A 23,743-nucleotide genomic window follows, 5' to 3' on the forward strand; every position below is an offset into this window, starting at 1 on the left:
CGGTGCTACGTCGCCGCGCAATGAACTCAGTAATGGGCGCTGAAACTGACCAGACCAAAGGTAAGGATCAGCCACACCAGGTAGATCGCCGCCAGCGCCAGCAGGGTTTCGCCAGCCAGTACCCAGCGACCGCGACGCGGTGCCATCCAGCTCCGCACGCTATGCGCCACCACGGCCAGCGCACCGAGCAGGCCCAGCACGCCGAGCACGTAAAGCACGTACAGCCACGGCGTCATCGTGCCCTGCAACAACATGTCGTCACTGATCGACGAGACCACCAGCAAGCCCATCCAGCCCACCAGGACCACGAACAGGGCGAGCACGCCAAGGCGCGACAGCAGGCGCGAACGGCGCTGCGAGGCATCCAGTGCGAGCGGACGGCGATAGTGGCGACGTACCCAGGCACCCACGCCCCAGCTCAGCAGTGCGACCACCAACAGGAAGCACGACAGCCCGGCCCACAGGCTCACCGAGCCCATCGAGCGCGCGCCCGAGACACGCTGGAACACGAACACCGGCACTTCGACGTCGGTCGCCCAGTAGGCGATGTTGCCATCGGCATCATTGACGAACTTCAGGTGCGCGTCGCCGTTGACCTGACGCCAGGTCGACGGACCCACCTCACGCCAGTACAGCGGCTTGCCGGCGTAGTTGTTCCAGACCGACACCACGATGGTGCCGTCCGGCTGCGCCGTCACGCTGGACTGGCCGAACAGGTACAGCGGCTTCAACGCACTGTCGTTGCGGCGGCTCGATTCGTAATAGCCGGACACGCGCTCAGCATCGGCCTTGGCCGTGGCCAGGGTCTCTTCCTTCGGCGCGCTGTACGGGAAGTAGCGATCCAGGAAGGACTGGAACACCGCCTTGCGGATCACATGTGCGCCACCCTCGTTGCCGGCGCTGTTGAACGACATGAAGACGCCAACGTTCGCATCCAGCATCAGGTGCAGGTCGCTATGGAACACCTCGGTATCGCCGGCATGGCCGATGATGCGCTGGCCGTGGCTGTCCTCGTGGTAGAAACCGAGGGCGAAACCACCGAGACCTTCCGCTGCCGTGTGCTGCGGGCTGTGCATCAGCTCGGCGGTTTTCTGCTGCAGGATGCGCGTGTCGCCAAAGCGGCCCTGCTGCAGGTGGGCGATCATGAAGTTCGCCATGTCCGTCGCCGAGCTGCTCAGCGCACCGGCCGGTGCCGGGTCGACCGGCTCGAACGGATGCGGCTTGCCGTCGGACGCGCTCTTGTAGCCATTCGACAACAGCGACGCCAGGTGCGGCGGCAGCGGCTGCTCGAAGCTCGAGTGCGCCATCTGCAAGGGATCGAAGATGTGCTTCTGCACGTAATCCTCGAAGCGCTCGCCGGATATGCGCTGCACGATATAGCCGGCCAGGCCGCAGCCATAGTTGGAGTACGCCACGATCGTGCCCGGCGCAAAGATACGCTCCGGCAGGTGCGACTTCAGGTACTTCTCCAGGTTCACGCTGTCGGTGGAGGCCGGTAGCAGATCGCGCGCGGTGTCCTCGAAACCCGGTGTGTGGGTCATGATGTTGCGCAGGGTGATCGGCTTGCCGTCACGCGGCGGGATCTTGAAATCCAGGTACTGGTTGATGTCGGCATCGAGATCCAGCTTGCCCTGCTCGACCAGCTGCATCACCGCGGTCCAGGTGAACAGCTTGGAGGTGGAGCCGGGACGGAACAGCGTGGTTTCCGGCGACGGTGCCTGGCGCGTCTTGAGATTCGCGTAGCCGTAGCCGCGCGCGAAAATCACCTTGCCGTCCTTGACCACCGAGATCACGCCGCCGGCCACGTCGCCGCGCTCCAGCGCAAACGGCACCAGACCGTCGAAGAAGCTCGACAGGTCTTCGCTGGTAATCGCATGCGCCTGGTCGCCCGGGTTCGTCTTGGCATCGGCCACGGCGGTCGTTGCGCTGCTCGGTGCCGGCAGGGCCACCGAGGTTGCGGGCGCCGGGTTCACCGGCGCGGGTACCTGGGCCAGCGTCACGCCGGTGGCGAAGGTCACCACCAGGGACGCCAGAATTTTTCTGAAATGGTTCATTAAACGGTTGCTCCAGTAATGCCAGCGTGCCGTGCTCAGAAATCGAGGCCGAGGGTGACGCCTATCGTGCGCGGTGGCACGTAGGACGCAGCAAACGGGCTGCCCTGCGGATCGGTCGTTTCAGAGGCCAGTGAGGTGATGCCGCGCTGGTTGGTCAGGTTCTTGACGTAGCCCTTGATCGTCCAGTTGCCGTAATAGGTGCCCGCGTGCAGATCGATGCCGTGGTAGCCGGGCACCGAGATGCGCGGACCCGGCACGGAGAGGAAATCGGACTCGCGCCGACCAACGTAGTTGTAGCTGCCGCCGACGAAACCGGACCAGCCGCCGCCCAGCGGGAAGTTGTATTCCGCACCCACGCTGGCATTCCACTTCGGCACCCACGGCAGGCGGTCACCGTTGTAGCCGTACAGCCCTGGCGGGGTATTCTCGGTCAACGCCGCATCGGTCCAGCTGGCGTTGGTCGACAGCACCAGGCCTTGCACGGGCGCGTACTTCCAGCTGGCTTCCAGGCCCTGGCTCTTGGCCTTGCCGCCGTTGCTGAGGTAAACGAAGTTGGCGTTGACCGTGGTGAGCTGGATCTGGCTCCAGTCGATGTAAAACGCGTCGGCCTCGAAGGTCATGCGCTGATCGAGCAAGGTGGATTTGAAGCCCAGCTCGTAGCTGGTCAGCTTGTCCGGCGCGAAGGTCAGCGGCGCACCCAGGCCTGGCGGCACGCCCACGTTGGCGCCGCCGGGACGGAAGCCCGTCGCCACGCGCAGGTAGGCCATCAGGTTGTCGGTGAACTGGTAGCTGGGATTGAACAAATAGGTGGTCGGCGTATCCGAGCTGCGCGTGGTGAAATCCGCGGCGCCCGTCAGCAGACCGCTACTCACTTGCGTGTACGACGTGCTGTCGTGGGTCTGGCGGGCGCCTACCAGCACGCTGAGCTGTGAGGTGGCATGCCAAGTCACGTCGGCGTAGCCGGCCCATTCCTTGAAGATGGCTGGGCCAAGGTGGATGTCACCCAGGGTGGGCAGATCAATCGGTACCCCGGTGGATGCATCGAAGACGTTGACCGACTCATGGTTGGTGGTGCTTTCACGGGTGTAGAACACGCCCGCGCGCCACGCCAGCATCTGGTCCGCCGGTGACTCCAGCCGCAGCTCCTGGGTGAACTTCCCGAGCGTAATCGGCTGCGTGACCGAATAGCCGCCATTGTCCAGGCCGAAGACGGGGTTGAGCAGCGGACCATAGGCAGCGGTGACGTCGCCGGTCTGGTCGACTTTCTGCGAGCCGTAGCTGCTCGAAGAAACCAGCTTGGCCCAACCGAAATCGGCGTCGACGGAAAGGTCGTAGAGACGATATTGCACCGCGAGCAGGCCGGTCCCGGCAGCACGGCTCTGCTTCTGGTAGCCGTAGATGGGCTGCAGCGTGGCCGGATCCACTTCCACGCCGGTGTTGGCGAGGCCGTCACCGCGCAGGTTCTGGGCCAGCGCCGACAAGCGCACCTCCACCTTGTCGGTGGGCGTCCACATCAATTGCGCCCGGCCGCCGCTGACGTTGGATTCGTTGACTTGCTTCTGGCCGGTAAACACGTTGTCGATGTAACCCGGATTATCGCGGTCGTAGGCATTGACGCGCAGCGCCAGCTTGCCCTCCACCAGCGGCAGGTTGAGCATGGCGCGCTCGGCGAAGCCGCTGCCACCACCATCCACGCTGGTGTAGTCGACCGACGCGCGACCGAACATGTGCGTGGAGTCCGGCGGCGCGGTGACGAATTTCAACAATCCACCCAGCGAGTTCGATCCGTACAGCGTGCCTTGCGGACCGCGCAGCACCTCGACGCGCTCGATGTCGGCCGGATCGATATCCGGCGTCAGCAGGCTGCCGGCGGCATACACGGTGCTGGAACCGTAAGGTGCATCGTCGATATAGGTGCTGACGCTCGAGTTGGACTGCGAGCTGCCCGAAGTAATGCCGCGCAAGACCAGCTGCGTCTGTCCCACCGAGGTGGAGATCAGGTTGAGCCCGGGTACCTGGCTGGCATAGTCGGCGAATCCGTTGGCGCCCTGGCGCCGGAGGTCGTCGCCGGAAAGCGCGGAGACCGCCATCGGCACCACCTGCAGGCGCTCCTCGCGCTTGTTCGCGGTCACCATCACGGTGCCCAGATTGACGGGCTTCGTGTTGCCGGATGTGGACTGCGGATTCTGTGCCGCGGGTGCCCCAGCATCCGTCGCCGCCACCTGACCCTGTGCCGAATCACCGTTCACGACCGCCGGCGCTGCGATATCGCCGCCAACGGACGCCAATGGCTGTGCCGTTGCAGCGAAAGATCCAGACAAGGCGATGGCGACGGCCACACTGATACAGCGGCGCCTTTGCCGCAGTTGCCAAAATTGCATGAGGTTCTCCCCCCGGAGAATCACGTGGACAGTCCACGCAATGACTGATATCGCATTACCAAACACGTGTCAATGATATTTCGATATCAGAGGCGGCGCATCGGCCTCTCCCACCTTCCCTTTCGTCCCGAGCGGCCCGTTGGGGCATCCCATGCCTCGCTTGGCCCGGGGACGCCGCCCCTGGATGGCGGAGCGCCAATTCGACCCAACGGGGTCAGGCGGTCTCGAGTCTTGCCAGGCCATCCAGAACCGGGCCCAGCGCGTCCGTGGCGAGCGAAAGCAGGCGCTCCATCTCTTCCGACGGCGTTTCCACCTTGCACGCTTGTTCGAGGGTAGCGGCGGCTTCGGCCACGGCCTGAGCCCCGATATTGGCAGCTGAACCTCGCAGCGTGTGGGCCAGCCGGCAAGCCGCGCTTGCGTCGGCATCCCGTCTTGCCGCCTGGAACGACTGGCGGAAATCCGCATAGTCATTGCGAAACATGCCAAGCAGGCGGCGATACAGCGCCATGTTGTGGCCACAGCGCGCCAGCGCGCCCGCGGCGTCGATCCCCGGCAGCTCGCGCATCGGATCATCAGCCGACGGGCCAGGCCGTCCCGTCTCGCTGGCAGCGGCCCGTCGTGGCGTGAACCACTGCGCCATCTTGGAAAACATCACATCGACATCCAGCGGCTTGCTGATATGGCCATTCATGCCGGCGGCAAGCGCCTTTTCGCGATCACCGGTCATGGCATCCGCAGTCATGGCGATGATGGGAAGGTCCGGCAGGCGCAGTTGTTCGCGAATGGCCCGTGCCGCCGCATAGCCGTCCATGACGGGCATTTGGCAGTCCATGAGCACGCCATCGAAACGCTGCCCGCTCGCCAACTGGTCCAGGGCCTCCTGGCCATTGCACGCCAACGAAACCTCGATGCCCGCCTGGCGCAGCAACTCCAGCGCCAACTCCTGATTCAGCTCGTTGTCTTCGACCAACAGTACACGGCAACCTGCCAGGGCCGCCTTCGCCCGGCCCTGCCGGTCGCGCCGCAGCTCGCCGTGTGCGGATGGCTCGACGCGACTGCCCAGCGCCTCCGCCATGGCTCGCAGCAACACCGAGGGCATCACCGGCTTCGAGAGCACGCTGCCCAACGCGACGCCGCGCTGCTGCGCCTCCTGCATGGCTTCGTCGCGGCCAAAGGCGGTGACCATCACCACGGCCGGCACCCGCGCGCCGCCGGCGGACTGCAGCCGGCGTATGGTCTCGATCCCGTCCATGCCAGGCATCTTCCAGTCCAGCAACATGAGCTGGTATGGATGTGTCGCTAAACCGGCATCGGTCATGAGTCGCAAGGCCTGTTCGCCACTGTCGGCCACATCGACGTCAAGTCCGAAACCGTGCGCCATGCCGGCAAGGATGTCGCGCGCGGCAGCATTGTCGTCGACGACCAGGACGCGTTTGCCGACCAGCGCATCGACGTCCCGCTTGCGAGGCACTGGCGCGTCTTGCTGAAGGCCGAAGCAGACGTTGAAGTGAAACGTGGAGCCGTTGCCCGCTTCGCTCTCGACCCAGATCCGGCCGTGCATCAGCTCGACCAGCATCTTGCTGATGGTCAGGCCTAGCCCGGTCCCGCCGTATTTGCGGGTGGTCGAGGAATCCCCCTGGACGAACGAATGGAAAATGCTTCGGCATTGTTCCGCCGTCATGCCAATGCCGGTGTCGTGGACCCAGAAATGCAGGTTGGCGCCGTCGTCGCTGCGGGATTCCTGCTCGACTCCGATCACCACGGTGCCGTGTGCGGTGAACTTGATCGCGTTGTTAGCCAAATTGAGCAGGATCTGGCCCAGGCGCAACGGATCGCCGGTGAACGCCGTCGACAAGTCATTCGGCACCTGGAACAACAGTTCCAGCCCTTTCTCCTCGGCCTTGAGGCCGATAATGCTGGCGATGTGCTCCATCACGTCGTCCAACAGGAAATCCACGTTCTCCATGCGCATCTGTCCGGCTTCGATCTTGGAGAAGTCGAGGATGTCGTTGATGATGCCCAGCAGGTGATCCGCGGACCGCTGGATTTTCTCGACATAGCCGCGTTGCCTGCTGTCGGTCTCCGTCTGCAGCGCGAGATGGCTCATGCCGATGATGGCGTTCATCGGCGTGCGAATCTCGTGGCTCATGTTGGCGAGGAAGTCGCTCTTGGAGCGGGTGGCTTCTTCCGCCATGTCCCGGGCTCGCTCCATGGCTAGCTCGGCCGCCTTGCGATCGGTCATATCCATGAACCAACCCAACAGACCGCGCTCGCCGTCATAGTCGATCGGCAGATAGCTGGCCAGCATGTCGCGCACCCGCCCTTCCCTGTCGAACAGCCGAAGCTCCCGGTCGGCGACCGCGCCGGACGCATCCAGGCTCTGCCAGATTTGCGCGCTATCCGCGGGATCGACAAACATCCGCGCGGTGGTGTCGTCAACCTGGATGCCGAACGTGTCGACGAACTTCGGATTGGCGAAGCGCAAACGCCCGTAGGTGGAGACGCCGATGCAGACGGGGCCACTATCGAGGATGTACTGAAGGCGCTCTTCGCTCTTCTGGACGGCAAGCTCCATGGCGCGCCGCTCGCTCACGTCGCGTACCGAGGCGCATACGCATGCGCCGCGACGATCCAGTTCCGGCAGGAAGGAGAGTCCGATTTCCGCCGAGAATTCCGTGCCGTCCTTGCGCATGCCGTGCAGGTCGACATTGCCGCGCCCCATCTGGCGACTGACGCCTTCGGCAAAGAAATGATCACGCAAGCTGGCATGCCGAACCCCGGCGATGGAGGGAACCAGCTGCTCGACACGAGCTCCGTTGAGCTCACCGCTCGCATAGCCGAAGATCGCTTCCAACTTGGGATTGGCCAGCACGATGAGCCCTTGCTGATCGACAATCATCATGCCGTCGGGCGCCGCTTCGATGACGCCCCGGTACCAGGCCTTGGCTGCCTTGATCGTCTCTTGTTGCGCTTCCAGCTCCACCGTTTGCGCTTTCAGGCTCTCAGCCTGGCATGCCGTCACCTCGCCTTGGCGACGCGTCTCTTCGAGCAATTGCTGCGTCCATGTCGTGCGGTCGACGATTTCCATGTTCGTCGCAAGGATCGGCAGCAGCTCATCCAGGAGCTCGCGTTGGCTGCCGCTGAATGGCGACAGGCTCGCCAGCTCGAGCACGCCAAGGAGGCGCTCGCCCCGCAGGATGGGCAGGATGGCGATCTCGGCCGGACCGGCCTGTCCAAGGCTCGAGGCGATGCGGACATAGTCGGCCGGCGGCGGGGCGAGGTGGATGGCTTTTCGCTCGATGGCGCACTGGCCCACAAGACCCTCGCCCAGGCGAAAGGCCTGGCTCGACTGGCCGGCGGCGTAGCTTCCCGACAAGCGCACGCATCCAGCCTGCTCATCGTGGAGGTAGATCGCGCCATGGCCGATGCCAAGCAGGGGCGCGACAGCGGACAGGAAGCGATTCGCCAGTGCCTCCGCACGGTCCATCGACTGCAGTTCGCCGGATATCGCCGCCACGTGCGTCTTGACCCAACGCTGTGCCGCCATCTGTTGGGCTTCGCCCTGCAAGGCGACGATGGACCGTGCCAGCTCGCCCACTTCGTTCGGATAACTCGTATAGGGCACGACCACGTCGAGCTCGCCGGCACTGAGTGCCTCGAGCGACCGCCGCAGGCCGTCGGCCGGACGCCGTATCGACACGCTGATCATCCTGCCAAACAACACGCCGACGCCTATCACCAGGGCCAGCAGCCACAGCGTCCATTGCACGTAGTCATGGAAACGCTGGGTTGCGACGGCTACTTCCTGATCGGCACCGGACCGCTTCATCTGCTCGACCCGCGCGAGGGCCTCCTTGACGGTGGCATCGCTGTGTCGAAAGGCGGGTGACGTCAGCAGGGCGGCGGCCTGGAGGTTGTCGGCGGCAGCGGTGCCGGCCGGCGAACGCAGCAGGGTCACGACTTGCTGCACCTGGTTGTTGTAGTTGCTGAACGCACCCTCGAAATCCGCCAGGTTGCGCTGGTTCGCCTCGCGATAGATGAGGGGCCGGGCCAGTTCGATTTCCTGCCGCGTCAAAGTTTCTGCGTCGGCAAGCGTTTGCAGCGCCACGGCCTGCTCCTTGCCCCGACCGAGCAACACGGCTTGCCGAAGGTATTCCCCCATGTCCGCCAGGGACGACTTGGCCGTCTCGATGTGCACCAGGCCCAGCATGTCTTTCTGGTACAGGCGGCTGATTTGATCCCGTTGCAGGTGCTGCACGTTCAGACTGTAAACGCCCAGCAGCACGGCCAGCAGCAAGATGCCGCCGAAGCCAAACTGCAAGCGCCCCCGCAGGGGCAACCGCTCCAGACGTTCGAGAAATGCCTTCATGTTCGTGAGGACCCTTCATTGGGCACGAACCAAGGATCAACCCCCACCACCCTCTCTCAACCATTTGTCGGCGCGATCCTGATCGTCTTCCTGGAAGCGCCCCGCTATCGTCCGGAATTCGCCTTGCAAGGCCAGAAACGCGTCGACGACATCCGGATCGAAATCGATGCCGCGCTTCTCGACAATCTTGGCCACTGCGTCTTCGTGCGACATGGCTTTCTTGTAGACCCGTGGACTGATCAAGGCGTCGTAGACATCGGCAACGGCCATGATGCGGGCCGACACGGGAATATCGTCGCCCTTCTTGCCCTGGGGGTAGCCGCTGCCGTTCCACCTTTCCTGATGGCTGTAGGCGATTTCCTTGGCAAGCCGCAGGAACGGCACATTCATGCCAAGTTGATCCTCGGCGTGCTGGATGGCGTCACGCCCCAGCGTGGTATGCGTCTTCATGACCTCGAATTCTTCCGGCGTCAATCGACCCGGCTTCAGCAGAATGACGTCGGGAATGCCGATCTTGCCAATGTCATGCAACGGCGCCGACTGGAACAACAACTTTCGCGACAACTCATCGAGCTCCGCGGAAAAGCGCGGATGATCCTTGAGGTGATCCGCCAGCGCCTTGACGAAATGCTGCGTGCGCCTGACATGGCTGCCGGTTTCGTTGTCCCTGGTTTCAGCCAGCGAGGTCAGGGCCAGGATGGCGACTTCCTGCACGGCGGTGATTTCGGCGATCCGCCGCGCCACTTCCTGCTCCAGAAACTCGTTCTGGTTTCGCAGGAAGTCCGCGGCAGCCTTCAGGCGCAGGTGGTTGGCCACGCGCGTCGTCACCACGGGGGGGTTGACCGGCTTGCTGATGTAATCGACCGCGCCTAACACCAGCCCCCGCGTTTCGTCTTCCGTGGCATTGAGCGAGGTAAGAAAGATCACCGGGATGTCCCGGGTATCGGCTCTTGCCTTGAGCCGCCGGCAAACCTCAAAGCCGTTCATGCCCGGCATCATGACGTCGAGCAGGATGATGTCTGGCTTGTCGGCACCTTCCACGATGACAAGGGCCTCTTCGCCGTTGGCGGCCTCCATGACACGGTAAAGAGGCTTCAACAGCTCAGTCAGGATCATCCGATTGTCGGATGCGTCGTCGACCACCAGTACGGCGGGAACCTTGGTGGAATCGGTTGCACTCATTTCGACGCTCCTTCGCATGTCATGTGTGCGAGTCGCGATAGGCGCAGCTCCAGCCGATGAGCCGTCGCATAGAGTATAGGACGACGCTCCCACGGACGTGCTCGGCCATGGCTACGGGTTCAACGTCAAAGCCGCGACTTGCCATCGGTTACAGGATCGGAACGCCCACCGACACGCGAGCGGTCACCGGAATGGAGTTTGCGCGCACAGTACGCGTGCCGTGTTCATGACGCTTTGGCGGAAATTTCACGAGGCGATCACAACGACTTGGCGCTGAGTGCAGGCACTGCACCGACAAGAGGCGCGCAATGCTAGCTCCGCTGCCAGCCGCCATAGAGACATTTGCGGCACTGATCATTGCCGCCCTGATTGGCTTGGGCCTCAGGCGCGTCATCCCCGAGGAGCACAAGGCGCCAGAAACGATCCAGATCGTTCAGCTGGTCAACGCCATGTTGATCACGTTCGCCGCGTTGATACTCAGCTTGCTGACGGCATCGTCAAAGGCCAGCTTCGACATCGTCTCCGATGACTTTCACGCCTTTGGCGCCGACGCGATCCAGTTGGATGGAACGCTTCGCCAGTATGGCAGCGAAGGAGACCAGGCGCGCGCCCTGCTACGAAGCTATACCGCGGCGGCCATAGCGAGCACCTGGCCGCATGAGAAGCCTCCTCCCGGCGACTACTATCCAAAGAACCTTGCTCCCAAGGACACCTTGGACAATCTCGACGACGTCAGGCTGGACGAAATCCTGGACGGTGTCGGCAAGGAGGTGCACAAGCTTGGCGCCCACGACCGCATCAGCCAGCAACTAAGCGATGACGCGCGCGAGCAGGTCGCGCGTTTATTGAACGCCCATTGGAAATTGATCGAGGAGGCTCACAGCTCGATCTCGGTGCCGTTCTTCCTGACCATGGAATTCTGGTTGTTCGTGATCTTTCTGAGCTTCGGCCTGATCGCGCCACACAACGCACTGTCCCTCGTCACGATCGGCCTGGGAGCCGTCTTGTTTGCTTCCGTCGTCTACGTGATCGTCGATTTCGACACCCTCTTTCGCGGCTTCATCGTCGTTCCCAGCCAACCGATGCGCGACGCGCTTACCCATTTGCTCAACGGGGTCGGCTGACTCAGAGTTGGCTATCGAGTCGGGGTGGGAAGTCCATAGCGGCGAGACAGCAAACGTCGTTGCCGCCACCAAGCAAGCTTCGACGGTGTCATTGCTTCCTATTTCCCTGCCCCGTTTCCTTGAGCACAAGGGAAGCCAGTAGAGCCAACGCAATGATCGCCAGCCAGAATACCCCCGCATGACGAAAGTGTTCGGCCGGATCGGCGTTGACGGCGCCCAGGGTCTTGCCGAAATGACTGGCGAATATCGGGCCGATCACGGCCGTGACACCGAAAGTGAGAAAATTGATGCCGCCTGTGGCACTGCCCTTTACTCGATCCGGATTGACTTCCTTGATGATGGAGTAAGGGATCATGGCCGCACCCGAAGCCACGCCGAGAATGAGCAATGTCAGCCATGCAGGCAGAAGCCCAGGCAGGAAGGTCAGCTGGGCCACGCAGAGCAACATCACCACGATGCCGCCCGCCAGCGCCGGCTTGCGTCGATGCAGCTTATCGGCGAGCCAACCCAGTAGCGGGCAGCCAATGACCCAGCCCAAGGGCACCATGGACGCCGCGAAGACAGCGCTCTGGTAGGTGAACAACTTGTCTTCCTGGAAGAAGCGCACGCCCCACACCATGTCGCCAATGGTGGTCGGCACGAACAGCAGGCCCGCAACCAGGCCGCATAAGTACGACTGCGGGTTCGAGAACACGATCTTGTACGTGTCGAGCAAGCCCGACACTCCACTCCCAGTGACGACCACGCGAGGTTCCCGCGGTGTAAGCACCATCAGGATCGCACCCGTAACGAGCACGAGCACGCCGAGCAAGACCCAGAAGCCGGCCACCGACATGACGCCATGAATCAGCGGTCCGACGACGATTTGCCCAGCGGAACCGCCAAGCATCCCCAGGCACTGCGTGAGACCGATGGCCGTTGCCAGTCGCTGTGCGGAAAAGCCGTGGCTGGCAAGATAGACCGCGCCGGTGAAGGCAAAGGCGGATCCGGCACCTTGCAGCAGGCGACCGCCATTGCCAGCCGCCACTTGGGGGAGCGCAAACAGCAGACAGCCCAGGCCGAGAATGGCCATGCCCGCCGGCACCACGTACTTGGCGCCCAGCCGATCGAGCAGTACGCCAGCGATCAGGCTGGTGGTGGAGTAGGTGTAGTAATAGGTGCCGAGGATTGAGCTGACGCCAAGAGCGCTGACACCGAATGCCTGCGAAAGCTCCGGAATCATCACCGCAGGCGCCGAGCGGCCGGCATACTCAAAGAAATAGAACAGCAGCGCACAACCCCAGGCGATGGCGAACGCCCGGGTCTGTGGCTGCGGAATCGCCGAGGCTGTGGATACGCTGCTCACGGGAATGCTCCTGTGGTGACGAGGCGAATCGCGCTTGACACCCCCGCCCTTGCCGCTGGCTTAGCGTCCGAAAGCGGTACGTGCCAATTCGACGATCTCATTGGCTTCACCGTTAAGCACCGCCTTCATCATCCAGATGCTGAATCCCTTCGCTTGCTCCAGCGTGATCTTCGGAGGCATGACCAGCTCCAGCGGATCGGTGACCACCTCGACGACCGCGGGTCCGGCATGGGCGAAGGCCTGCTTGACGGCGTCGGCAAGCTGCGCGGAGTCCTCCACCCGTACGCCGTAGATACCCGCCCCTTCAGCGATCTTGGCGAAGCTCGGATTGTCCAGACGCGTGCCCACCGGAAGAAAGCCGCCCGCCTTCATTTCGATATCCACGAAACCCAGCAGGCTGTTGTTGAAGATCACGATCTTCACCGGCAATTTGGACTGCCTGAGGGTGAGCAGGTCGCCCATGAGCATGCTGAAGCCGCCATCACCCGACAGGGAAACGACTTGTCGACCCGGGAACGCGACCTGGGCGCCAATCGCCTGAGGCATGGCATTGGCCATCGAACCATGCAGAAAGGACCCGAGCAACCTGCGCTTGCCATTGACGCGCAGATAGCGGGCCGCCCATACCGTCGGCTCGCCAACGTCGCAGGTGAAGATCGCATCCTCGCTGGCCAGGTCGCTGACAACCTTGGCTACCAGCTGCGGGTGGATGCCTCGCTTCGACGCGTGGCCGACGGCCAAGGCATCCAGCTCGGCCCGGGCTTTCTTGTAGTGATCGACGGCTATGGTGAGATGTGATTCATCTGGCTTTTCCGACACGCGATCCAACAGGCGCCCCAGCGCCTCCGGCACGTCACCGATCACGCCCAGATCGAGGCGACATCGTTTGCCGAGATTCTCGCCGCGGATATCTATCTGCGCGATATGCGCTTTCTCAGGATAGAACTGGCGATAGGGAAAATCCGTGCCCAGCATGAGCAAGGTATCGCAGGCCAACATGGCGTAATAGCCCGATGAAAATCCGATCAAACCCGTCATGCCGACGTCGAACGGATTGTCCCACTCCACGTGTTCCTTGCCGCGCATGGCGTGGACGACGGGCGCCTTCAGCTTGGACGCCAAGGCGACGACCTCATCGTGTGCACCTGCGCAGCCCGCGCCGCACAACAGGGTTATTCGCTTGCCGGCATTGAGTAGCTCGGCCAGCGCATCGATGTCCGCGTCCTGCGCCAGGACCTTGGGCAGACGGGGAATCAACCGTGGCGATGGCTTGCGAGCGACCGCTTCGCGCAGCGCCACATCGCCAGGGATCACGATGACCGCTACACCCTGCTTGCTGATGGCCTCGCGGATCGCCGTCTCGACGATGCGCGGAACGTGATCCGCGTCGCTGATCAGCTCGGCGTAGTGGCTGCATTCCTTGAACAAAGTTTGCGGATGCGTTTCCTGGAAATAGCCGGAACCGATTTCCGTGCTGGGAATGTGGGCGGCGATGGCTAGCACCGGCACGCGATTGCGATGGCAGTCGAACAGACCATTGATGAGATGAAGATTGCCAGGACCGCAACTGCCGGCGCATACGGCCAGCTTGCCGGTCAACTGCGCGTCAGCACCGGCAGCGAACGCCGCAACCTCTTCATGCCGAACCGCGATCCATTGCGTACGTTTATGCGCCCGCAACGAGTCCGTGATGCCATTCAACGAGTCGCCCACCAGGCCATAGATGCGCTCGACACCAGCGGCTTCCAGGGTCTCAACCAGTCTCTCGGCTACAGTCGTCATGATTGCCTCCATGGGAAAGGGAGGAGATTGGCATCCCCTCGGCGGGTTCGTTCACCACACATAGGCAAGCTCAGCCCAGCCGGCCCCTTCCACGGTTGTTCGTACTTACCTCCGGGCAACCGCCCCAGAAAGTGCGGGTCGTGGATGGTCTCACCACGATCGTGATGGCCTCGAGAACGCGCCCCCACTCGCGCATGCCTGACGCGATCTCCCGCTACGCGTACCTGCGCTAGGTCGACCTCTGCCTACGTCACGGCGAGCTGAGCGTGTCCGTCGGAAAGCAGCGTGCGCCAGACGTGCTCCGCCGCGCCTTGGTCCGTGACCGCCTCGCGCCGGCGACTGCTACCCAAAAAACCTTGCGCCCATGGACACCATGGACCAAGTCGCCTCATGACCAACGGCTTCGTCGAATCGGAAGGAGATGGCCGATGCCGCGTGACCCACGCAGGCCACCCAGCTACGGCGCGACATCCGTCCTGATCCACTCGCGAGCTCAAGCGCATCCCAGGACGGGCGACTGCGCCAACGCATGCAGAAAGTGGCGCGCAATCGCCACGGCGTCCTCGTTGTGGGGACGCGGCGCCGGATCGTCTACTACCGAGCCGTCAGGCCGGTGTAGATGTGCTTGCGTGGTGATGCCGGGATGCGCGACCGGCGCGGTATCCAGCCGCCACAGGGCATCCCTCCAGCGCCATTCGAACGACCACGCCACGGGTGTGACGATTCGCAGCATGACATCGATGCCGTCATCACTCTGGAACGCGAGGCCATCGTGATGCGTGCGCATGCTGCCGGCGAACGTGGATGGAAGCTCGCGCTCCAGCGCGGCAGCGAGCGCAGCCAGGCCGGTGAGCGCTGGCGCCGCGAGCGCGGGTTCGCCGTTCGCCTCCCGGCAGCGCCAGAGCAGCGCCGCCTCCAAGGCCTGCTCGTGCTCCCGCATCAGCTGCGCCGCCAGCCAGCCTTCGTAGCCGGGATGCTCGGGCAGGCGACCGTCTCGCACCGCGGCGAGCATGGCGTCGGCGTCGAGGCAGGCAGCTTCGATGAACAGGCGCTTGCGCGCCTCGCGCACTTCGTACATTCGCCGCGAAAGATCCGCGATGTCGCTAGCAGCCTGCGGTTCCACATAGTCAAAAAACGATCCCATACATCCTCCATCACATGCTGTGGTCACCGCCGACCGCGCCGTCGAGGCGCACCATCGCCGGCGTGATTTGGGCGAATGCGAACACCTGGCCGCCCTGCTGCTGCGCGAATGCCTCGGCATCGGCGCGCTGGGCAAAACTGGCGAGGGTGGGTCCCATGCTGCCGTTGCGCCGGGAACCGCGCACGTAGAACGCCTTGGTCGCCTCGATCCAGTGCCCCTGCGGGTGGTCCCAGTCGGCCTTGGCCATGTCCTGCGTATAGGCGCCCGCCATGGCCCTCACCTGCTCCGGCGAGATCACCATGGACAGCAACTCCAGCGTGTCGCAGAAATACGCGGTGTCGCCATCGGCGTAGCGGATCTGCCCCTTAGGCCCGGGATAGTCCGCCAAGGCCATGCCGTCGAGCTGGCAATGGGTGTCGGCTGCGGGGTCAAGCGGCCCCAGCGAGCCCGCCGGCTGCGCGCACGCGCTCAGCAGGATGGCGAAAGCCAGTGAAGCAAGGTGTCGTGAGCGGTTCATCGGAATCTCCATAGCGCCAAACCCAGCGGCGCCACGATCCATGCGGCCATGGCGCCATATAGCGTGGCCGGGGCGTTCCAGCCCTGCGGCAGCAGCGTGCCCAGGCCGAATGCGCTGCGCAGCGCATCCGCACCGAACACGTTGATCACTCGAAACACATCGGCCGGGTTGCACAACAGGGCGTACGGCGCCCAGGACGAGGCATACCGCCCTGCCGAGGCCACCAGGATGCCGAGCAGGGAAAGATCAAACACCAGCACGAAACCGAACCACAGCGCGATGGCCGCCCCGGTGGCGCGGGCGCGGTCGTGCGCCAGGGTTGACACCAACACGGCCATGCTGAGAAAGGCCAGGCCGAGCAGCAGCGCGCTGCCCACGAAACGCAGGTAGAGCACCATCGCGGCCCCGTCCATCGCGTGGGCAAGCGGCACCAGGGCGGTGCCGAAGCCGACCAGGGTGGCGAGCGCCAAGGCGGCGGCAAGTCCCAGGTACTTGCCGACCAGCAGCTCCGCGCGACGGATCGGCAGCGAAATCAACAGGTCGAGCACGCCGCGCTCGCGTTCGCCGACCACCGCGTCGAAACCGAGCAGCAGCGCGATCAGCGGCACCAGGTAGATCGCCAGACTGGTCAGGCTTGCCACCGTCGCGGCGGTACTGCGCAGGCCAATCGTGCCGCTCTGTGCACCGCCGAAGTAGGCGATCAGCAGCGCGAATGCCGCAAACACCAAAGCTACTGCCAGCACCCAGCGATTGCGCAGGCGATCGCGCCATTCCTTCGCCGCGATGGCCGCGACCAGGCGCCATTGCCAGTCGTATCCCCTGCCAGCGCTCATGCCCGCTGCTCCGGCAACGCGCCGGCACGCTGGTGACGAAGGAACACGTCTTCCAGGGTGGGCTCGGTGAGGGTGTAGTCGATCAGGGCGTCGGCCAGCCACGCCAGCGTCCGCAGCAAGGCGATCCGGCGTGCCGGGGCGACGGCAAACCGCAAGCTGCCATCGTCCTCGCGTAACGGCACGAAACCAGCCGCGGAGAGCGCCTCGAACACGCGTGCCTGCGCATCGTCGCGCGGCAACAGCCAGGCAAGCGCTGGCAGGTCCGCGGTGGCGGTAAGCGACGTCACCGCGCCCCTGGCCACCAGTCTCCCCGAAGCCATGATGGCGAGCCAATCCACCCGGCTCTGAATCTCGGCCAACAAATGCGAGCTGAGGATGACGGTCGTGCCGCCGCGCTTGAGTTCGTCCAGCACGTCATAGAAGGCGTGGATCGCCTGCGGATCAAGGCCATTGGTCGGCTCGTCGAGCAGTAGCAGGCGCGGCGCCCCGAGCAGGGCCTGGGCAAAGCCCAGGCGCTGGCGCATGCCCTTGGAATACTCGCGCACGGCGCGCCGCATGGCATGGCCCAGGCCGACCCGGTCAAGCAACGCGGCGCAGCCGGCGGGATCGGCGAACTTCAGGCGTGCGAAGAACTGCAGCGTCTCCAGGCCGCTGAGGTTGTCGTACAAGGCGATGCTTTCGGGGAGATAGCCGATGGCGCGGCGTACATCGCGAAATCCCCTGCCCCGGACCGGCTCGCCGAACAGGCGGAGCTCGCCTTCGTCCGCTGCGACAATGCCCAGCATCATCTTGAACAAGGTGCTCTTGCCCGCGCCATTGTGCCCGACCAGCCCCACCACCTCGCCCTTGCCGCAGCACAGGTCGACGTTGCGGACTACCGCCGTGGCGCCATAACGCTTGCCGACACCGGCGAGTTCAACGACTGCTGCGTTCAAGCCACATTCTCCAGTCTGCATGATGCGGGCGCATCGCCGGATGCGCATCGATGATGGTGGCCACGCGCAGAATTGGGAACTGGCGCGCCGCCAGCCCCAGCGCCTGCAAGGCGGGACTGCTGTCGAGCAGTTTCACGAAGGGATAGCGCGATACCAGGCGGTCAGTGAGCTCGTTCGCCTCGAACGGAATGTCGCCGTAGCCGTCCGCATTGCCGTCCCAGCCGAGGTAGTTGCTCCAGTAGTTGCCTTCGCGCATGCCCCAGTGCACGTCGCGCGTGGCGCCATAGCTGACCTGTTCGGCATTGCCGATGAAGTCGTTGGCGTCCACTTCGTTGTTATAGGAACCGGCCCACAGGTGCACGCCCACTTCGTTGCCGATCACCAGGTTGCCTCGCAGCACGACGTATTCGGCGTCGTAGACGAACAAGCCGACGCCGTTGCCGGCCGAGACGTTGCCGGCGATGGTCGAGTCCTGGATGGTGCGCAACATGATGCCGTGCCCGGCATTGCCCCAGGCGACGTTGTTGCGCACGACCAGGTCGCGCACCTCCATCAACGCCAGCCCACCGAGATTGTGGAAACTCTCGTTGCCCTCCCAGAGGTTGTGATAGGAGTTCATGTAGTGCGTGCCGTAACGCACGTCGTGAATGCGATTGCCGACGAAGCGCGCGTGATGGGACACGTCCACGTAGATGCCATCGCGCGCGAAGCTGATGTGGTTGCGCTCGATCGAGGCGCCCTCAGTGTTATACAACTCGATGCCGTTTCCACGCTGCGAGGACAGCTTCTCGCGCATGCCGGTGATCAGGTTGTCCTCGATCGTCACCTGGTCGCTTTTTTCGATCCACAGCCCGAACAGCACATGGGCGAAGTCGCAATGGCGCACCACCGCCCGATGCGAGCCGGGCTGGATATAGATGCCGGCCTGCTGCGCCGCGAGATCGTCCCCGCTATCGCGCACGATCAGGCCCTCGATGCGCACATCGGGCGCGGCGACGCGAATGACGTCGCCTTGCCCACCGCCGCTCAGGGTGGGCCGGCCGAGGCCGAGCAGGGTCAGCGGCTTGTCGATACGCAGGTTCTCGACATACTGGCCCCGTTCGATCTCGACGGTATCGCCGGGCGATGCCTGCGCGACTGCCGCACCGATGCGCTCCCCCGCATGCACGCGCAGCGTCGCCGCCTGCGCGGGATGCAGGGCAAGGCCAAGCACGGCCAGCATGAAGATCCGCTTCATTCGATCAGCTTGATCGGAATGAAATGGCCGTCACGGCCCACCGGCGTGAGCGGCAGACCCGCCTTCGCGCGTCGTTTGCGTTCCGCGCTGAGTGGCGGACAGGCATGGTCGTCGTGATAAAGCACCATGCAATCGAGGCACTGCATGCACTCGGTAGGATCGATGCGCCCGCGTGCGTCGATCGCCTGTGCACCGCAGCCTACCGCGCAGGCCTTGCAGCTCGTGCATTCGGCCTTGCGCCGCAAGCCGAACAGGCGGAAGCGCGAGGGCAGCGCCAGCGCCGCCCCCAGCGGGCAAAGGTATTTGCAGAACGGCCGCTCCACGAACAGCGACGCCGCCACCAGCGCCGACCAGAACAGCACGAAGGGCCAGCTGCGGTTCCACACATGCACCATGAAGGTGGTCTTGAATGGCTCGACCTCGGCCAGGCGCTCCGCCAGCGCCATGGAATGGAACGAGGCGGCTACCAGCACCAGCAGCACCACATATTTGAGCCAGCGCAGGCGGTGGTGCCAGCGCGCGGGAAGCGCGAACTGCCAGCGACCGAGGCCAGCGCGACGTGCGCCGCGAAACAGCAGTTCGCTCAACGAACCGTAGGGGCACAGCCAGCCGCAGAACACGCCGCGCCCCCACAGCGCGATCGTGATGGCAATGAAGACCCAGAACAGGAAGATCAGCGGGTCGCTCAGGAACAGGTCCCAGCGCCAACCGTCGAATGGCGCGTGGATCAAGGTCAGCACCTGCACCACCGAGGGTTGGGCCAGCTGCGCCGCGCCGACGAAGACGACGGCCACCACCCATGCCATCATGTGCGGCCACAGGATGCGGCGCTTGTCGTGGCGACGCGAGCGCGCGGCCCAGCGTAGGTGCAGCGCATAGAACACGGCGACGAACACGAGCAGTGCGACGAAGGCAGCGATCACGCCGGCCTTGGCCTTCCACAGCTTCACCCAGCCGGGAACAGGCGTCTCGATGGTCGGTCGCCCGCCGAGCAGGTAGCGCGCGGGCAGCCAGTACGGTGCATTGAAGTTGGCAAAGTCGGCGCTGCCGTGGTCGCCACTGTGCTTGGAGAGAAAAGCCAGCCGCCACGGATAGGCCGCGGAAAACGATGCGCTGCGCAGGATGAAGATGCCCGATTCGGCATAGTCGGGCGCACCGGCAATGTCGATGCGGTAGAGGTTGCGGTAATCGGCATCGCTGAACTGGTAGGTGTCCTCGTCCTGGGTGACCTGGATGCGGTCATAGACGCCACCGCGTACAAAGGCCGAGCCCTTGAACGAGCTGCTGCCGCTGCCGATGATGAAGATGGCGTGCTCGCCGGGCTTCAGGTCGGCCATCAGGCGCCGGTAACCGTCCTCGCCCAGGACGCTCTTGCCCACGGCGGGCGCATTGAGATAGCCAAACCACAGCTCGATGAACGGCTGGTCGGAGCGCGCCTCGCCCACCTGTTCCGGCGTCACCTTCAGGTGCCCGACGTTGCCCTCGGCAACCAAGCCGCTCCAGTCGCGCGGCGCGGAGGCATCGGTGAAACGTGCCTGTGGACGCTGGACCGCGTGCACGAGCCCCACCTGGCGCGCGACCGCGTAGCTGCCGCGGCCCACCATCTGGTTCTCGGCCAGCACCGTCACGGTGGCGCCGCTGATTGCGACCATCGGCACGTTGCTGCCATCCGCGCGGCCCAGTTCGAAATGCGCGCCCGCCGGCTTGCCGACGTACTGCGCGACGTAGTCGGCGAGTTTCGTCTCGGGAATGCCGGCCAGCAGGATCGGCTCGCTGTGGCGCAGGATGCGTACGCCGGCGATGCGTCCCTGCGCATCCATGCCCACCAGGGTGACGATGGGTTTGCCCGAATAGCCGACCACATCGGGCGTGGTGTCGGTGGAAAGGAACACGTAGCCGACCACTTCGTCGCGGCCGTCGTGCCGCCGCAGTCCTTCGACATAGGGCGGCTGGCCCTTGCGCAAGGAGAACCGCTCGGCCTGCGGCAACACACTGCCGCAGGGCGCGTACTGGCAGAGATCGGGACTGGCGAACAGCGCAGCGGGCAACTCTGCTTCGTACGAGCCAGCCCATACTTCGCCAGTGCCGAGCCATAACCACAGCCCGACCAAGAGCAGGGACAACAGTCCCGCCCAACGTCCACGCACGGGCATCCCGCCATGCCTGCGGCAGCATCCTTTCCGGTCCATGGTGCGATAGGCCTATTGTGCTCGGCTGACCATGAAGTCGACGGCGGCCCGGATCGCCGCATCGTCGAGGCTGGGATTGCCGCCGTGCGCCGGCATCGCCCCTTTCTCGCCGCTGAAACCCTGCAGGGCGTGCGTATACAACACGTCCTTGCCCTGGGCGATGCGTGGCGCCCAATCCGCCTTGTTGCCGAGTACGGGCGCGCCCACCGCCGGGCTGCCGTGACACATCACGCAGGTGCCCTGGTAGACCTTCTCGCCGGGTGACACAACCGCCGGCGCGGCAGGTGGAACTGGCGCTGCCGCTGCGCTTGCCTCGGCGTTCGGCGGCGAAGACGGCGGCGTGATGCTGGACGTTCCCTTGTCGCCACTGCAGGCAGCAAGAAGCAGGGCCACCGCAAAACAGAGCGGGCCACCGAGGTGTCGGTCATTCATCGATTGATTTCCCTGGATACGGACGCTGGTTGTCAGGCGCAGACACGGTGCGGTCGCGACATGGCGAGCATGAAAACAGTGCGCCGCACATTTCTCTCTGATTTGCGTCAGGCCTGCGGCAATCGATACCGATGCCCGCGATCGACAACCTGGACGCTGCGTGACTTGCGTCAAGGGAGCTTGCACGTGCGCGCCCTAGAGTCCGCCCCGTCCAGAACCTGACGCGACAAAGAGGGATGTGCAATGAGTGGGAAGCAAACACAAGACGAACTATCGGCAGTCGACCCCAGTCGGAGAAAGTTCCTGGGCACGACCGCCATGGCGGGACTGGCCGGCACCGGCGCCGTGCTCGGGCTGACCGCCTGCGGCGCGCCGGCACCAGCGCAAGGCGACAAATCAGCGCCAGCCGCTGCAGCATCCGCGGAGAACGGCAAGTACGAGGTGGCGCCAGGCAAGCTCGATGCCTACTACCTCATTTCGTCCGGCGGCCATTCCGGCGAAGCACGCGTGCTCGGCTGCCCCTCGGGACGCACGATCAAGCGGATTCCCGTATTCAATATCGACCCCATGGTGGGCTGGGGCATCACCAACGAATCGAGGGCGATCATCGGCACGCGTCCGGACGGCCAGTTGAATTACTGGACGGGCGATACGCACCACGTGCATGGCTCGTACAACAATGGCACTTACGACGGCAAGTATTTCTGGGTCAACGACAAGTTGAACGCCCGTGTCGCACGTATCCGCGGCGATACCTTTGAAACCGACAAGATCGTCGAGCTGCCGAATGTCCAGGGCCAGCACGGCCTGTTCCCCGACAAGCGCGATCCCGTCGACGCGTCAATCAACCACACCACGCGCGTCTTCGCTGGCGCCGAATTCCACACGCCGCTGCCCAACGACGGCCGCGACAAGGAGTCGCCGGAAAAGTACGGCTGCCTGTTCACCTGTGTCGATGCCCTCAGCATGGAGGTCCGCTGGCAATGCCGCATCGACGGCAATATGGATCTGATCGCCACCAGCTATGACGGCAAGTACGCGGCCTCCGACCAGTACAACACCGAAGGTGGCGTGCATTACGAAGACATGATGTCCGCCGAACAGGATGCCTGCGTATTCTTCAACATCGCCCGCATCGAGCAAGCCATCGCCGCTGGCAAGTCGACCACGATCGGCAACTCGAAGGTGCCTGTGGTGGATGGTCGCAAGGAGGCCAACCCGGATCCGAAGACCTCGCTCACCTGCTATGTGCCGGTACCGAAGAACCCGCACGGCGTGAACGCGAGCCCCGACGGCAAGTACTTCATCTGCTCCGGCAAGCTGTCGCCCACCTGCACCGTGATCGACCTGGCGCTGATCGACCAGTGGTTCAATGGCGAGCTGGCCAAGCCGCGTGATGCGGTGGTCGCCGAGCCCAACGTCGGACTTGGCCCCTTGCACACGGCGTTCGACGGCCGCGGCAATGCCTACACGACGCTGTTCCTGGACAGCAAGATCGCCAAATGGAGCGTCGACGGCGCGATCAAGCAGTTCAAGGGCGACGCCAGCGCCAAGGTGATCCTCGACACGATCGACGTCCAATACCAGCCCGGCCACGGCTTCACCTCGATGGGCGAGACCAACCAGCCTGATGGCCAGTTCTTCAATTCCGGCAACAAGTTCTCCAAGGACCGCTTCCTGCCGGTGGGGCCGTTGCACGTCGAGACCGAGCAGCTGATCGACATCTCCGGCGAGAAGATGAAGTTGATCCATGACCACTCGGCCTACTCGGAGCCGCACGACGGCATCATCGTGCGCGCCGACATCATCAAGACGCGCCAGATCTATGACCTCGACGAGTTCCCCAACGCGGTCAAGACCAAGGAAGACAGCACCATCGAGCGCAACGGCAACAAGGTTCACATCAAGCTGATCTCGCAGGCGCCGGCGTTCTCGATGCGGGAGTTCACCGTCAAGAAGGGCGATATCGTCACCATCACGCTCACCAACCACGACAAGGTGGAGGACCTCACCCACGGTTTCGGCATACCCAAATACAACATCAGCTTCATCGTCAACCCACTGGAAACGAAATCGGTCACCTTCGTTGCCGACAAGCCCGGCGTGTTCTGGTGTTACTGCCTGCACTTCTGCCACGCCCTGCATCTGGAGATGCGTTCGCGGCTGATCGTGGAGGGCTAAGCCTGGCGAGGCGCCGCCGTACTGGCGGCGCCTCCCTC

Annotated in this window: 15 protein-coding genes; 2 read left to right on the forward strand and 13 right to left on the reverse strand. The window is 64.0% G+C overall.

Translation table 11 applies throughout. The features are described 5' to 3' along the window. Positions 1-26: 26 nt before the first annotated feature. The 4 genes from OUZ49_RS05785 to OUZ49_RS05800 form a co-directional block, all read right to left on the reverse strand. Positions 27-2,054, reverse strand: coding sequence for a serine hydrolase domain-containing protein (locus tag OUZ49_RS05785; protein WP_266149055.1), 2,028 nt, complete (start codon positions 2,052-2,054; stop codon positions 27-29). A gap of 35 nt (positions 2,055-2,089) precedes the next feature. After that, positions 2,090-4,435, reverse strand: coding sequence for a TonB-dependent receptor (locus OUZ49_RS05790; protein ID WP_266149056.1), 2,346 nt, complete (start codon positions 4,433-4,435; stop codon positions 2,090-2,092). 214 nt (positions 4,436-4,649) lie between these two features. After that, on the reverse strand, positions 4,650-8,804 hold the full coding sequence (locus OUZ49_RS05795) for a response regulator (protein ID WP_266149057.1): 4,155 nt from the start codon (positions 8,802-8,804) through the stop codon (positions 4,650-4,652). Positions 8,805-8,840: 36 nt separating this feature from the next. Further along, positions 8,841-9,986: a response regulator gene (locus OUZ49_RS05800; RefSeq protein WP_266149059.1), complete on the reverse strand. Its 1,146-nt coding sequence runs from the start codon at positions 9,984-9,986 to the stop codon at positions 8,841-8,843. 308 nt (positions 9,987-10,294) lie between these two features. On the opposite strand from OUZ49_RS05800, the gene OUZ49_RS05805 reads away from it, so the two are divergent. Next, positions 10,295-11,110: a bestrophin-like domain gene (locus tag OUZ49_RS05805; protein ID WP_266149060.1), complete on the forward strand. Its 816-nt coding sequence runs from the start codon at positions 10,295-10,297 to the stop codon at positions 11,108-11,110. Positions 11,111-11,198: 88 nt separating this feature from the next. Here the strand turns inward: OUZ49_RS05805 and OUZ49_RS05810 are convergent, their stop codons facing one another. From OUZ49_RS05810 to OUZ49_RS05850, 9 genes are all read right to left on the reverse strand, one after another. Next, the gene (locus OUZ49_RS05810) at positions 11,199-12,455 is read right to left on the reverse strand and encodes an MFS transporter (protein ID WP_266149061.1); all 1,257 of its coding nucleotides are present in this window, start codon (positions 12,453-12,455) and stop codon (positions 11,199-11,201) included. Between the two features lie 60 nt (positions 12,456-12,515). Continuing rightward, on the reverse strand, positions 12,516-14,237 hold the full coding sequence (poxB, locus tag OUZ49_RS05815; protein ID WP_266149063.1) for a ubiquinone-dependent pyruvate dehydrogenase: 1,722 nt from the start codon (positions 14,235-14,237) through the stop codon (positions 12,516-12,518). A gap of 493 nt (positions 14,238-14,730) precedes the next feature. Then, a complete protein-coding gene (locus OUZ49_RS05820; protein WP_266149065.1) occupies positions 14,731-15,381 on the reverse strand; it encodes a hypothetical protein in 651 nt (216 codons plus the stop codon). 10 nt (positions 15,382-15,391) lie between these two features. Further along, positions 15,392-15,898 carry a nitrous oxide reductase accessory protein NosL gene (locus OUZ49_RS05825; protein ID WP_266149067.1) on the reverse strand — a complete coding sequence of 169 codons (507 nt, stop codon included), beginning with the start codon at positions 15,896-15,898 and terminating at the stop codon, positions 15,392-15,394. After that, a complete protein-coding gene (locus tag OUZ49_RS05830; protein ID WP_266149069.1) occupies positions 15,895-16,731 on the reverse strand; it encodes an ABC transporter permease in 837 nt (278 codons plus the stop codon). The genes OUZ49_RS05825 and OUZ49_RS05830 overlap by 4 nt, the downstream gene beginning before the upstream one ends. Then, complete coding sequence (locus OUZ49_RS05835; RefSeq protein ID WP_266149071.1) at positions 16,728-17,666, reverse strand: ABC transporter ATP-binding protein; 939 nt, start codon at positions 17,664-17,666, stop codon at positions 16,728-16,730. The genes OUZ49_RS05830 and OUZ49_RS05835 overlap by 4 nt, the downstream gene beginning before the upstream one ends. Further along, positions 17,647-18,903, reverse strand: coding sequence for a nitrous oxide reductase family maturation protein NosD (locus tag OUZ49_RS05840; protein WP_266149072.1), 1,257 nt, complete (start codon positions 18,901-18,903; stop codon positions 17,647-17,649). Before OUZ49_RS05840 ends, OUZ49_RS05835 begins: the two co-directional genes overlap by 20 nt. Next, on the reverse strand, positions 18,900-21,026 hold the full coding sequence (locus tag OUZ49_RS05845) for a 4Fe-4S binding protein (RefSeq protein WP_266149073.1): 2,127 nt from the start codon (positions 21,024-21,026) through the stop codon (positions 18,900-18,902). The genes OUZ49_RS05840 and OUZ49_RS05845 overlap by 4 nt, the downstream gene beginning before the upstream one ends. A 78-nt stretch (positions 21,027-21,104) precedes the next feature. Beyond that, entirely contained in the window at positions 21,105-21,524 is a 420-nt protein-coding gene (locus OUZ49_RS05850) for a c-type cytochrome (protein WP_266149074.1), read from the reverse strand. Between the two features lie 243 nt (positions 21,525-21,767). On the opposite strand from OUZ49_RS05850, the gene nosZ reads away from it, so the two are divergent. Then, the gene (gene nosZ / locus OUZ49_RS05855) at positions 21,768-23,705 is read left to right on the forward strand and encodes a TAT-dependent nitrous-oxide reductase (RefSeq protein ID WP_266149075.1); all 1,938 of its coding nucleotides are present in this window, start codon (positions 21,768-21,770) and stop codon (positions 23,703-23,705) included. The last annotated feature ends 38 nt before the right edge of the window (positions 23,706-23,743 follow it).

The sequence above is a fragment of the Dyella halodurans genome (genome assembly GCF_026283925.1).
In the GTDB taxonomy this organism is placed as follows: Bacteria; Pseudomonadota; Gammaproteobacteria; order Xanthomonadales; family Rhodanobacteraceae; genus Dyella; species Dyella halodurans.